The organism is Candidatus Pelagibacter communis (genome assembly GCF_001180105.1).
GTDB lineage: Bacteria > Pseudomonadota > Alphaproteobacteria > Pelagibacterales > Pelagibacteraceae > Pelagibacter > Pelagibacter ubique_K.
The window spans coordinates 36495-49823 of record NZ_CVSO01000002.1 but is presented as its reverse complement, the minus strand read 5'-3'; the positions used below and the strand labels follow the sequence as shown (position 1 = coordinate 49823).

16 protein-coding genes are annotated in these 13329 nt (G+C 29.3%); 3 read left to right on the top strand and 13 right to left on the bottom strand.

Features of this window, described 5'->3' with window-relative positions; translation table 11 throughout:
- Positions 1-39 precede the first annotated feature (39 nt).
- On the bottom strand, positions 40-1008 hold the full coding sequence (locus tag AMN84_RS00270) for a TRAP transporter substrate-binding protein (RefSeq protein ID WP_075482318.1): 969 nt from the start codon (positions 1006-1008) through the stop codon (positions 40-42).
- A gap of 115 nt (positions 1009-1123) precedes the next feature.
- On the opposite strand from AMN84_RS00270, the gene AMN84_RS00265 reads away from it, so the two are divergent.
- On the top strand, positions 1124-1735 hold the full coding sequence (locus AMN84_RS00265; RefSeq protein WP_075482315.1) for a YjbE family putative metal transport protein: 612 nt from the start codon (positions 1124-1126) through the stop codon (positions 1733-1735).
- Here the strand turns inward: AMN84_RS00265 and AMN84_RS00260 are convergent.
- Genes AMN84_RS00260 through AMN84_RS00250 form a run of 3 tightly spaced genes read right to left on the bottom strand, consistent with a single transcriptional unit; the run spans position 1719 to position 4344 of the window.
- Entirely contained in the window at positions 1719-2897 is a 1179-nt protein-coding gene (locus AMN84_RS00260) for an MFS transporter (protein ID WP_075482313.1), read from the bottom strand. The genes AMN84_RS00265 and AMN84_RS00260 overlap by 17 nt on opposite strands.
- Positions 2898-2956: 59 nt before the next feature.
- Complete coding sequence (locus tag AMN84_RS00255; RefSeq protein WP_075482311.1) at positions 2957-3571, bottom strand: hypothetical protein; 615 nt, start codon at positions 3569-3571, stop codon at positions 2957-2959.
- A 5-nt stretch (positions 3572-3576) separates the two neighbouring features.
- A complete protein-coding gene (locus AMN84_RS00250; protein WP_075482309.1) occupies positions 3577-4344 on the bottom strand; it encodes a pyrroline-5-carboxylate reductase in 768 nt (255 codons plus the stop codon).
- 188 nt (positions 4345-4532) lie between these two features.
- On the opposite strand from AMN84_RS00250, the gene AMN84_RS00245 reads away from it, so the two are divergent.
- The gene (locus AMN84_RS00245) at positions 4533-4829 is read left to right on the top strand and encodes a TIGR03643 family protein (RefSeq protein WP_218836768.1); all 297 of its coding nucleotides are present in this window, start codon (positions 4533-4535) and stop codon (positions 4827-4829) included.
- Between the two features lie 3 nt (positions 4830-4832).
- On the top strand, positions 4833-5087 hold the full coding sequence (grxC, locus tag AMN84_RS00240) for a glutaredoxin 3 (RefSeq protein ID WP_075482306.1): 255 nt from the start codon (positions 4833-4835) through the stop codon (positions 5085-5087).
- Here the strand turns inward: grxC and AMN84_RS00235 are convergent.
- From AMN84_RS00235 to mreC, 9 genes are read right to left on the bottom strand one after another with little or no spacing between them, the layout of a single operon-like run.
- Entirely contained in the window at positions 5079-5420 is a 342-nt protein-coding gene (locus tag AMN84_RS00235; protein ID WP_075482304.1) for a hypothetical protein, read from the bottom strand. The two genes, grxC and AMN84_RS00235, sit on opposite strands and share 9 nt — an antisense overlap.
- The gene (msrB, locus tag AMN84_RS00230; RefSeq protein WP_075482658.1) at positions 5417-5791 is read right to left on the bottom strand and encodes a peptide-methionine (R)-S-oxide reductase MsrB; all 375 of its coding nucleotides are present in this window, start codon (positions 5789-5791) and stop codon (positions 5417-5419) included. The genes AMN84_RS00235 and msrB overlap by 4 nt, the downstream gene beginning before the upstream one ends.
- Positions 5785-6678, bottom strand: coding sequence for a histone deacetylase family protein (locus AMN84_RS00225; RefSeq protein ID WP_075482302.1), 894 nt, complete (start codon positions 6676-6678; stop codon positions 5785-5787). Before AMN84_RS00225 ends, msrB begins: the two co-directional genes overlap by 7 nt.
- Complete coding sequence (locus tag AMN84_RS00220) at positions 6679-7575, bottom strand: DMT family transporter (RefSeq protein WP_075482300.1); 897 nt, start codon at positions 7573-7575, stop codon at positions 6679-6681.
- A 2-nt stretch (positions 7576-7577) separates the two neighbouring features.
- Positions 7578-8813, bottom strand: coding sequence for an NAD(P)/FAD-dependent oxidoreductase (locus tag AMN84_RS00215; protein WP_075482298.1), 1236 nt, complete (start codon positions 8811-8813; stop codon positions 7578-7580).
- 42 nt (positions 8814-8855) lie between these two features.
- The gene (rodA, locus tag AMN84_RS00210; RefSeq protein ID WP_075482296.1) at positions 8856-9980 is read right to left on the bottom strand and encodes a rod shape-determining protein RodA; all 1125 of its coding nucleotides are present in this window, start codon (positions 9978-9980) and stop codon (positions 8856-8858) included.
- Positions 9981-11960 carry a penicillin-binding protein 2 gene (mrdA, locus tag AMN84_RS00205; protein ID WP_075482294.1) on the bottom strand — a complete coding sequence of 660 codons (1980 nt, stop codon included), beginning with the start codon at positions 11958-11960 and terminating at the stop codon, positions 9981-9983. It abuts the gene before it with no gap.
- Between the two features lie 2 nt (positions 11961-11962).
- On the bottom strand, positions 11963-12472 hold the full coding sequence (gene mreD, locus AMN84_RS00200; protein ID WP_075482292.1) for a rod shape-determining protein MreD: 510 nt from the start codon (positions 12470-12472) through the stop codon (positions 11963-11965).
- Positions 12465-13325 (bottom strand): rod shape-determining protein MreC, encoded by an 861-nt coding sequence (gene mreC / locus AMN84_RS00195; protein ID WP_075482290.1) that lies wholly within the window; start codon positions 13323-13325, stop codon positions 12465-12467. The genes mreD and mreC overlap by 8 nt, the downstream gene beginning before the upstream one ends.
- Positions 13326-13329 lie beyond the last annotated feature (4 nt).

Here is a 13329-nt window from a genome sequence, read left to right as displayed (position 1 = left end):
AAAGGCCATCTTATACAGATGGCCTTTTATTTTAAATTGTTAATATTTTGATAAAACAGTTTGTCCTCTCGAACCAGCTTTACTAGCCCATTCTTTAGACATTGTTTGACCGACTTTTTCAAAATGAGATTTTAAAGCAGCATTAACTTTACCAACAGTCATGCCAGCATCAGCTAAAGCTTTTTTATCATTTTTGTTTCCCATTTTAGAAAGTTGCCAACCTTTTCTCTCAGCAACTGCTGCTTCTTTCATGATTAAATCTTGAGTCGCTTTATCTAACTTATTCCACGCCTCTTTGTTAGCTATAATCATGTTTTTTGGAAACCATGCTGCAATGTCATAAAAATATTTTACACCATTTTCCCAAATTTTTTTATTCTTACCAGTTGTTGGAGAAGTAATCATACTTTCAACAGCTCCTGTTGAAAATGCTTGAGATATCTCAGCAGCTTCGATTTTAGTTGGAGCCATTCCAGTTAACTCTGCAATTCTTACAGTTGCACTGTTATAAGCTCTAAATTTTAAACCTTTAAGATCTGCTACACTATTAATTTCTTTTTTAGAGTACAAACCTTGAGCTGGCCATGGAACTGCATACAAAAATACAAGTCCTTTTTTATCTAAACTTTTTGCAATTTCAGCTTTTGAAGCCTTATAAAGTTTCATAGCATCACCATACGAAGTCGCTAAAAATGGAAGTGAGTCGATCTCTAGTAATGGATCTTCTTTACCTAAAGCCGACATAAATCTTTCTCCAATTGGAGCCTGACCAGTTCTAACGGCTCTAAAAATTTCTCCCCCTTTAAATAGAGAACCACCCGGATGAGTAACTATAGTGAGTTTGCCTTTACTTTTTTTTGTTACATTATTTGCAAATTCAGTAGCGTTTGCTGAATGGAAGTTTCCGGCACCATAAGCCAGAGCCATATCCCATTTTTCAGCAGCATTTGAATGAGTAAATACAAGTAGGGCAACAAAAATTGATAAAATGTATTTAAATATTTTCATTTCTCCTCCTTAATTTATTAAAAACCTATTTGATTATGTCTAAATCTTTAAATCAATAAAAAATTTCACTACTTTTAATTGAATTATATTAGAAATTTTATATTATTGAAGAATCTTGATTGAACAATCTATTATACTCTTACAAATTATCTTCATAGATATAATTCTTGCAGCGGACAACGCAATTATAATTGGACTAATAGCAGCTAACTTTGTTCCTAAACACAGAAAACAGATTATATTGTGGGGTGTTGCAGGTGCTTTAGTTTTTAAAGTTATTTTTGCTGTATTTGCAACCTACTTGTTCAAATTTTATTTTATTAAAATTTTAGGTGGTTTACTTTTAGTTTGGATCGTTAATGATTTAAGAAAAGATTTGTTTGAGATCAAAAAAATTAAATCTCCAACAAAGGTATCAAAACAGCCCTCATACATACAAAGTGTCTATAAAGTTCTTTTTGCGGATATTACAATCAGCTTCGATAACGTTATCGGGGTAGTTGGTGCTGCAAAAGGAAATTTCGGATTTATGGTTTTTGGTTTGGTTCTATCAGTCGTTTTGACAGGTGCTCTTGCAACTTACCTTGCAAACTACATTCAAAAACATTTGTGGATTGCTTATATAGGTTTAGGCTTTATTTTAATTGTTGCTATTCAATTGATAATTGGTGGTCTTGTTGATTTAGAAATACTAAAGGTAGCCGAAGATTTTAAAAAGTATTTCTAATTTTTTTTTCAATAAATTCAGCTCTTAATATTGTAATCAATATAATTGCTATTAGAGGAATACAGATGATATTCATTAACTTCCAATTAGTCAAAACTAACAATATACCTGCTGATAAACTTCCTATTGCGTGTACTGAATAAACTACAAAATCGTTTAAACCTTGAGCTTTAAACTTTTCGTGCTCTTTGTAAGTTGTTACCAGAAGACTTGTCCCTGATATGAATAAAAAATTCCAGCCAAACCCAAGAAAAATCAGAGCAATTAAATAATTAAAAAAAGTTTGGTCAAGTAAACTTAAGACTATTGTTACACCATAAAGTAACAGGCCAACATACATAATTTTGCTATGTCCGAATTTCTTTATCAAATTTCCAGTTATTAGGGATGGTAAAAACATTGATGCAACATGCATCTGAATAACAAAACTTGTCTTATCTAATGACATATTTTCCATTACATGCATGCTTATTGGAGTAGCAGTCATCAAAAAGGTCATTATTGCGTATCCAAATGCACTTGCTACCATTGCTTGTAAAAATCTAGGTTGAGAAATAATTTCAAAATAGCCTCTACCAATAAAACTTATATCTTTTTTTTCGATTGTATTGTTTTTGTAAAATAAAAAAAGAATAGCTGGCAGAAACATATACACCGCAAGGGATACATATGAACCAACATATAATTGTTCTGACAAAAAGTTTTTTGTAAAATTTGCTGTGCCTGGACCAATAAATGCAGAAACTATACCTCCTAAAAGAATTATTGAAATTGCTTTTGGTATTTTCTCTTTATCAACACTTTCAGCTGCAGCAAAACGATATTGATGAGTAAATGCCATTCCAACCCCAATAAAAAAATTTGCAAAACAAAATAAAATAAAATTCTGAGTCATAACTGAATATGCGGCCAATAAAGAAACTAAAGAATTAGAAATAGCTGCAATAATAAAACCTGTCCTTCTTCCTAATAAGCTCATTGTTTTGGTGGCAACAATTGCTCCCAGTGCGATACCAACAACAGATATTGACATTGGTAAAGTTGATAAAGATTTCAACGGGCTTATTTGTGATCCAATAATACCACTTAGAAAAACTGTTACTGGTGCAGCTGTAAAGCTAAAAATTTGACTAAAAAAAAGTACGAATAAGTTTCTGTTCATTAGTTAGATCCTTATTATAAGAATTAACTTATCAAACGTATTTCATTTGAAAAAGAACTTCAAACTTTTTCGTATTCAAAGTTTTGGGTGGTCTCGTTAACTTGTATTTGAATAGCCCCATTACTTAAATGAAACTTTCGAGCCATTTCTGTGAGTGGCGATAAAGTAATTAGCCGATTTAAATGATGTGTTTTCTTAATTAATTTGAATACCTCTTTTACAATTAATTTACCTCCACCTCTTTTTTTTGACCAAACTGTATATGCAATCGCTATTTTTCCTACTTGATAGTCTCTACGGATACTTTGAAGAAAAGCATCTTTGCTCATCATATCTAATTCCTCAACACTTTTTGGTATTTCGTTAGTAAAAGCAAAACACATTACAGCATGAATTTCACCTTTGTATTTTACTCCATAAATTTTTCTACCATAACTAGTTCTAAATTTATTATCCAGTTCAGGTCTTACAGGATCCTCACTAGTATTACATTTTTTAAGCTCAACTATTTCCGCTCCTTTAATCCAATCAAAAAAATTGTCTATGTTTTTGACAAGTAAATGTTTATTTTTTCTTATTCTAGCTTTTATTCTTGGTTTAAATTTTTTTGGATTATTACTTTTTGAATACTTAGAAATCAGTTTTTCTTTTACGTTTTTTAGAATTTCCCTCATTTTATTTATTTTTTTAATCTTTTAAGAATTTCATTTAAGGTTTTATCAGTGGAACTATAAAATTTCAATTTTCTTAATGATCGCACAGCTTGTTCATTAAGTCCTTTGGGTGTTTGTGAGTTTTTCACTAAAATTGACAAATCTTTATTTGAATGACTATATGCACTCTCAGATAGGGCTATGAACAATGAAGTAATATAACTTTGTGCATTACTTTTTTTAACACCTTTTGAAATAAGCCATTTGGATAAAGTGTTTAAAAGTTCATAGAATGGAGCCATCATTCCAGATGTTGACCAGAAATTAAGAGATTTTTTTTCATTAGTTATTTCAATAACTGTACCTAAATGTGAAAAAAATTTTTTTACTTTTTTATTTGGTGGAAATATTGGAACTGGACCTTTTCTTAGAGATATTGGTGGCAAAGGAATTGCTCGGACAATATTTTTATTATTTTTAGTTAATTTTTTTAATCTTGGAAGTTGTATTGTTGAAATAAAGCTTACAATAACTTGTTTTTTTTTAAAATTTAGTTTTCCTATGATTTGATTGCCGACATTTGGAGTGACGGCTAAGAAAACCCAGTCTGATTTATCAATTAAAAGCTGGTTGTCTTTTTCAATTTGAATTTTTTTATTTTTTTTTCTTAAAAAAGAAGAAATTTTTTTATTTCGTTCTGATAAATAAATTTTTTTAAACTTTAATCTCGATCCTAGGATGCCAATAACTAAAGCTTTTGTAATTTCACCAGTTCCAATAAATCCTAATTTCATAATATTAAGATAATTATTATCACAAAAACTAAAATATTGATGTGGTGCTAAAAATAACGCTTAGAGGCTTTTTTGAAGGATAGTCCTAAAAAACCGGGAGCTAAAGATGGCTAGATAGGACTATCTAAATCCAATATATCACACTCCATAAAAATTGCATTAAGCAAATTTTTAATATTTATTAATAAATTATGAAAAAAGGTCACAGACCCATCACAAAGGTCAAAAATCCAGAACCAAATTCTATGAGTCCAGATTGGGTTGTGTGGGCTGCCTGGGCGGACCGCATCACTTTTGAGGAGATAAAAAAAAGATCTGGATATTCTGAAAGTGACGTAATTAAAATAATGAGAAAGAAATTGAAACCCTCTTCTTTTAGACTTTGGAGAAAAAGAGCTAAAAACCAAAGTATCAAACATAGAAAAAAATTTGAATTATCTAGAAAAGAAATAAGAAGAAAAATAAAAAAAAATGACTATATATAAGAAATGAAAAATATTCTCATTTATACAGGCCCTTCTTGTAATTTTTGTGATGCAGCGAAACGATTGCTTGAAAGAAATAAATTAAAGTTTAGCGAAATAGATGTTTCATCTGGTGAAAACATAAGAGATGAGATGATCAAAAAATCTAACGGTCAAAGAACCATCCCTCAAATTTTTTTTGGCGATCACCATGTAGGTGGTTACACTGAATTAAGGGCTTTAGAAAAAGAAAATAAACTAAAAGAACTTTTAAAATAAAATAAAATAAAGTATCAAAATTATTAAAGAAATTTCAAAAAAAGTCTTAAATCTAAGTAATTTTTGTTCATCAAACTTTTCTACAAGTTTCTTTTTTATAAACGAAAAACTTAGTTGAACAAACAATATACTTACAAAAATCCCAATAAAAGTAAGTTTAATTGAAAAATTTTTAAATCCAAAGTAACAAGCAGCTAAAAAAGAAAACCAAGAAATTTTTGAAATAAATATTTTAAATATTAATCCAACTTTTTTGTTAAAAATTGATTGGGTTTTAATAATTGAGAATGACCAAATTAAACCAAATAAAAAAAGTGTATATTGAATAATCATTTTTTAGGTTTAAAGTTTAGACAGATACCATTGTTACAAAATCTTTTTCCAGTTGGTTTAGGTCCATCATTAAATATATGTCCATGATGACCACCACAATTTTTACAATGATATTCTGTTCTTGCGTAACCAATATGATGATCAGTTTTTGTTTCAAACACGTTGGGTAAAGAGTCGTAAAACGAAGGCCAACCGGAACCACTTTCATATTTAGAACTAGAGTCGAATAATTTTACATCACAATTTACACAGTGATAGGATCCTTCTCTTTTTTCTCCATTTAATATACTTGAACCTGGTCTTTCAGTACCCTCTTCAAATAGAACTAATTTTTGTTCTGAAGAAAGTTTTGAATTAATTTTTTTCATAATATTGATGCACAAGATTTATGTAAAATTGCGTGAAGCTCAACTAATTTTTTAAAATCTTTGTTATATCCGCCACCTAAAACCCCACATAATGGAATTTTTTTATCAAAAAAATTAGAAATTACTAATTCTTCTCTATTTTTTATACCTTCATCTGTGATTTTTAATTTGCCTAGTCTATCATTATGATGAATGTCAACTCCAGCAATGTAGAAAATCAAATCGAAGTTTTCTTTGTTTAAAATAAGTAAATTCTTTTTCAAAACATCAATATATTCCTTATCTTCGGTATTATCTTTTAATTCAACATCCAAATCGCTATTTGATTTTTTTGCTGGGTAATTTGATTTACAATGCATACTAAATGTAAAAACTGATCTATCTTTTTTAAAAATTTCAGAATTTCCATTTCCTTGATGAACATCTAAGTCAATTATCAATACTTTTTTAATTTTTTTTTTTGAAAGCACATGCTTAGCTGCAACTGCTACATCGTTGAAAACACAATAACCTGCTCCTTCATCTCGTGTTGCATGATGACTTCCACCTGCTGTGTTGCACGATAAACGATTTTGTAAAGCCAATTTACTTGCTAAGACTGTTCCACCTGTAGCTCTAAATGACCTATTAACTACGCTATCATTTAAAGGAAAGCCTATTTTTTTTTGAGATTGGGTATCTAAATTCTTATTTTTAATTTTATTTATATAGTCTACTGAGTGCGCTTTACTTAATGTTTCAACAGAACAAAATTCAGGTTGTATAAATTTTTTAGTAACACCTTCACTTATCAGATATTTTGCAAGCTCACCAAATTTTTTTATGGGAAATTTATTATCGTCATTTATTTTTGCAACATAATCATCGTGGTTTATTATTGGTAAGTTCATTTAATTACTTATTCTCTTATTAGATATTAATATGCCACTTAAAATGAATAAAGCTCCTAATGCATGAAAAAACATAAATCTCTCATCAAAAATAACCATTGCCATTATCGCACTTAATATTGGCATTAAGTGTAAAAATATTCCTGATCTGTTTGGACCAATTAATGAAATTCCTTTTATCCAACAAATGAATGATAATAAGCCTGGGAATAAAACAACATAAGTAAGCGTAAGTGTAAAGGGTAAGTTAATTTCAATACGATAACCCAAAATAAACTCAAAAACATAAACTGGAATTAAAAACAGTAGACCAAAAGAAATAATTATTTGTAACAAACAAAGTTGAGATACATCATGTTTTTTTACTTTAAGTAAAGCTGAATATGTCGCCCAAGATAACATTGCAACAACCATAGTTAGATCACCTTTATTAAAATTAAGATTTCTTAAAACGTCAAAATTAGCTTTTGTAATTATCGTAATGACACCTAAAAATGATAATGCTACTCCAATAAATTGAAATTTGTTAGCTTTCTCGATCTTTAATATCGAAGAGATGAACATAATCATTACTGGAATTGTCGAAATCATAAGAACACCACTAATAACTTGAGTAAAATTTAGTGAATAATAAACTATGGAATTAAAAACTGTAACACTTGTTATTCCTAACAAAATAAAAAACTTGTAATTATTTATTATATAATTTTTATTAAGAATAATTTCATTATATGTAAATGGTATTAAAATAAGCCAAGCAAATAACCATCTATAAAAATTTAAAGAAAAGGGTGGAATTTCATGGTAACTAGCATATTTTCCAACCAAAAAATTTCCAGACCAAAATAAAACTGCTAAAAATAAAAATATATAAGCAAAATTAATTTTTCTTATCAAGTCTAACTAAACCTTACAGAACTGTAGGGTTCCAGATCTAAATTGGTTTTTTCTCCCGAAATCATTTTTGATACTATTTTTCCCGAAATTGCACCTAAAGTCCATCCTAAATGATGATGACCAAATGAATAGTAAACATTTTTATGATTTTTTGAACTTCCAATAATTGGTAAAAAGTCTGGAAGTGTTGGTCTAAATCCTAGCCATTCATCTTCATGCTCAGGTAATCCATCAAGCATATATTTTGCATTATCTATTAAATTTTTAATTCTGGATTTTGAAAGTGGATTGTCTAATCCTCCAAATTCTACTGTTCCAACAACTCTTAAACCCTGTTCCATTGGTGTCATACCGAAACCTCTGTTTGCAAAAACAACAGGTCTTGAAATTAAATGTTCACAGTTTTTGAAGTGAACATGATATCCCCTTTCCGTGTCTAAAGGAATTTTTTCATTTAAATTATCAGTTAATTTTTTTGAAAACGCTCCACATGCAACAATTACTTTGTCAAAAATTATTTTTTCATTGGGGGTCTTTATGATTGGTGTGTCGCCATTGAAAATTATATTTTCTACGTTATTTTTTTTAAATTTGCCGCCTTTTTTTAAAAAAAGATCAAATAATTTCAATAATACTTTTCTAGGATTTATGGTGTGTCTTGCATTAGGATAAAAAACTCCACCATGATAAAATTTTTTTAAATTAGGCTCTAAATCACTTATTTCTTCAGGAGTTACTAATTGTTGTTCTACACCAAGTTGATCCCTTATTTTTATTTCTAATTCTCTACTAGCTATATTTTTTTTCGTCCAGACATACATTATGCCATTTTTTTTTACCAAACCATCAAGATCAATTTCGTCAAATAGTTCGTCATAAGCAGGTAATGCTAAATCTAAAATTTGATGCATGTATTTTGCTGTATGCATCATTTTTTTTGTTGTGCAATTTTTAATTAATTTAAAAAACCATGGAATCATTTTTGGAACGTAATTCCATTTTAAGGCTAATGGTCCTGTTGAGCTCATTAGCATAGCGGGAACATCTGTTAATATGTCTGGTCTATTAAGTGGTACAGATGCGTATGGTGAAAAATGACCAGCATTTCCATATGATGCTGCTGAACCAGGTTCCTCTCTATCAAAAAGATGTACTTCATAGTTTTTTTTTTGAAGAAATAAAGCGTTACAAACGCCTTGAATACCAGCGCCTACTATTCCAATTTTAGTATTACTCATTCTTAAAGATACAATATCAAAGTAAAAAATTATTGCGACAAATTAAGCAATAAGTTGCTTTTGATAAATTTTTGTACTCATCACAATACTAAAACCTATCATCGTTGCTAACATTGAAGAACCGCCATAAGACATTATCGGTAAAGGGGAACCAACTATTGGTAATAAACCTAAAACCATAGACATATTTACAGTGATAAATACAAAAATTGATGATGCAAACCCAAAACAAAATAGTTTACCAAAAAAACTTCTAGCGTTTTTTCCTATATCTATCACTCTATAAATAATAACGCCGTAAATAAATAAAAGTGTTAACGACCCAATAAAACCATGCTCTTCGGAAAATAACGTAAAAATAAAATCTGTATGTTTCTCAGGTAAAAATTCAAGGTAACCTTGTGTTCCTTTTAAAAAACCTTTTCCAGTAAGACCACCTGATCCTATAGCTATTTTAGATTGAATAATTTGATAACCTGCACCTAAAGGATCTTTATCAGGATTAAAAAAAGTTAAAATTCTAAGTTTTTGATATGGTTTTAAAAATGCAATAACAAAAGGCATTGAAATTAATAAAAACAAACCTGAATATATAAAATATTTTAAGTTAATACCTGCTAGCCACAGCACTATAATTCCGCTTAATGCAATTAAAATTGAGGTACCTAAGTCAGGTTGACTGACAACTAACAATATTGGTAAAATCAATATCATCATTGGAACAAGTAAATTTTTAAAGTGATTAATCTGATTTATCTGGGCTCTGTGATAAAATTTTGCAAAACAAACTATAATAGCAATTTTCATCAATTCTGACGGTTGAAGATTTATAAAATACAAATCGACCCATCTTTGAGAACCAGAGGCAGTAATTCCGTAAAGAGATGCCCATATAAGTAATCCTAAAACTATAATATAAAATAAATAACCAGTTGCATGCCAAAATCTTATATTTAAGAAAGAAAGAACAAACATCATTCCAAAGAAAATTATAAATCTTAAAACATGACTTTTTGTATGGTATAAAAGTTCACCTCCGTCAGTTGCATACATTGCTAAAGAACTTATGACACCTAATATTAAAATGCAGACTAAAAGAATATAATCCATCGATCTTAATTTTTGAAAGAATGTTGTTTGTCCACTTAGTGCTGTTTCTTTAAACATTTATATTTCCATTAAACTTTTTTCTCTGATTTTTTCTCTCTCTTCGTGTCTATCAACAATATTTTTAAATAGTTTTTTTGCTAAGGGTGCTGCAGCAGAACTTCCCGCCCCACCATGCTCTACAAAAACACTTAAAGCATACCGTGGATTAACATATGGTCCAAATGCTACGAATAAAGCATGATCTCTTTCTTCATAAGGAATTTGGGATATATCCAAATCAAGTTCTCTCTGAATTTCTGTAATTTTTTTGACCTGGGAGGTACCAGTTTTTCCTGCAAATTGGTATTTTTTATCACTTATTCTAGATGAATAAGATGTGCCTCTAACTTCATTTGTAGATGCAAACATTGCTTCAAGAACAAATTTTATATTTTCTTGGTTTCTATACAGAGGTTTATAAAGATCAGTATCACGTTTTTTCTTCTCTAAAGAAAAGTCAACCAATGCATCGTCTTGTTGAAAGTCGCTTAATAATTCAATTCTATTTTTTTCCATTTCAGACTTTATTTTTTCATAGGTGTCACTATTTTTGTCATAGATTATCTTAGGTTTAATTTTAAATCCTCCATTGGCCAATTGCGCAGTCATAAGACACAATTGAAGTGGTGTTGTTTGCATATATCCTTGGCCTATACCAGTAATTAAAGTTTCTCCTAAAACCCATCCTCTTCCTAGTGCATTCTTTTTCCATTGTGTTGATGGTATTAATCCTTCTTTTTCTTCGTTGTAAGTCCCATTAAATACTTTTTCTCCTAAACCAAATTTTTTTGCTGTAAGATTTAATCTATCTACTCCAAGTCTTCGTGACATTTCATAAAAAAAAGTATCACAAGATACTTTAAGAGCATCTCTTAAGTTGACTATACCGTGACCTGTATCTTTCCAGCAATGATATGTTTGTCCATACATTTCTGTTTTACCGGTGCAGTTAACTTTAAACTTTGTTGAGATCACATCATTTTCAAGTGCAGAAAGTGCAACAATTGGTTTAATGGTTGATCCTGGAGGATATAAACCTTGTATAGATCTATTTATTAAAGGTTTTTTTGGATTATTAAGTATTTCATTCCAATTATCATGACTTATTCCATATAAAAATAAATTTGGATCGAAAGATGGGGAAGAATGCATTGCAATCAATTCACCAGTATAAATATCCATAACACATATTGATCCAGCTTTATCTTTAAGAAGTTCGTTACATTGAGCTTGTATTTCTGTGTCGACTGTTAGTTTAATATTGGTTCCCTTTTTACCTTCAACAAAATCGATTTGGTTAATTCGTTTCCCATATGCATTCACTTCATATCGTTGAATACCATTTGAGCCAATTAATTGATTTTCATAAGTTTTTTCTAAACCGATTTTACCAACTCTTAGACCGGGAACGTGACTTTTTTTAATAACTTCATTTTCAATTAAATCTTTTTCACTTGCTTGAGCAACATATCCAAGTAAATGAGTAAATTTTTCATTATAAGGATAGTTTCTTGCAACTGAAAGCACAGGTTTAGCGCCTGATAATTCATGAAGGTAAAAATTAATTTTTGCAAACTGATCCCAGCTTAAGTTCTCCGATATTATCAATGTCTCCCAAGATTTTTGCTGACTTTTTTTCTTCAAAATCTTTTTAAAAGTTTTAGAGTCTATATCTAAGATATCTCTAAGTCTTATCATTAAATATCTAAAATCTTCAACTTGCTCAGGTACCACATGTAATTGATAAACTTTGAGATTGCTGGCAATTTTATTTCCAAAAAAATCTTCAAAATCTCCTCTGACAGGTGGTAATCTCCACTCTCTTAATCGATTTTTATCAGATAAAGTTAAATATTTTTTATTCTCATTTATTTGAAGACTGAAAAGTCTTGTTATAATTCCACCAAATATTACTAGTTTAGCAGCAGTCATAATGAACATTCTTCTATTTACTGTGCTAAGTTTTTTGTATCCTGAATCTCCTCCACCGCCAAACATAATTATCTCGTAATATTAAATTTTGAATAATAATCAAAAATATATGAAAAAATATAATAAAACATAAATGTAAAAATAATATTAAAAAATAGGAAATAAAAATTCATGTCTATTCCAAAGAATAGAATTAGAACAATATAAAGTATTGAATTCACTAGTGAAATAGTGAACAGAAAAAAGAGCCAATCTTTAACAAGGTTTGGCCTCAGTGTGATATTTCTTAAGTATACCGCAAAACCACATATAAGCAGATATGAAAGACTGCTTATACCCATAGGTAATCCAACAACGACATCATTTATCAATCCAGCAATAAAAACGAGGCCATATCCTAGCTTTTCTCCACCTTTTAAGCTCCAGTAAAAAATTAATATAAATGGAAAATTAAAAGAGAAATATTTAAAGTTAAGATAGTTAAAATCAAATTCATTAAGAACTGAGATAAATAATATAATAATTGGTAAAGAATTAAAAATTTTACCTAAAATTGATATTTTTGAAATTTCAATCATTTTGTTTAACCTCTTCAAAAGATACAATTTTTACCAAACGCAATTGGGAAAAATCTGAGTGAAATTTAATTTTAATCGTATCAAGACCAATTTCCTCATCACCAATCGTTGTTCCAATTGGAATTCCCGAACGGAAAATTCCTCCTGATCCAGACGTGAAAATTTCAGAGTTATTTTCTATTTCATAATCTTCTTTAATGTATTGAATTTCTCCAAAACTTGATCCAGTTCCTGAAAGTATTGATTGGACACCATTTGGTTCTATAGATACAGGAATTTTACTATTTAAATCAGACAATAAAAGAACTCTTGATGTTGAATAATTTACTTCGACAACTTTTCCTACAAGAAATTTTTCATCTAAAACCGCCATTCCCAATATCACATTATCTTTACTTCCCCTGTTTACTATTACCGATCTTAAAAACGGACTTTTTTTATCTATAATTACTTTTGCTAATAACTCAGATGATTGTGTTGATACATCATCAATCTTTGATTTAAGCGCTTCGTTTTCAGATTTTAGGAAATCTGCATTTAACTTTGTCGCCTTAAGACTCTCATAATCTTTTTTTAAATTTTCATAATTTGAATATAAATTAAAATGATCACTTATTGTATGATAGCTATTAATGACAAAGTTTTCTGGAACAGATACAATAAATGTAGTTCTGTAAACGATTTCTTTTATAGATAATTTTAAAAAGTTTACCCCTTTAAAATTATATTTACCAAGCACTATTATAAAAATTGAAAAAAGTATAAGAGCTATTAATGAAAATCTCTGTTGGTTTCCTTTTTTAAGAAATGCAGATCTGATTGCGATAATGAAATCATCTCTGTTAGTTTGCATTGTT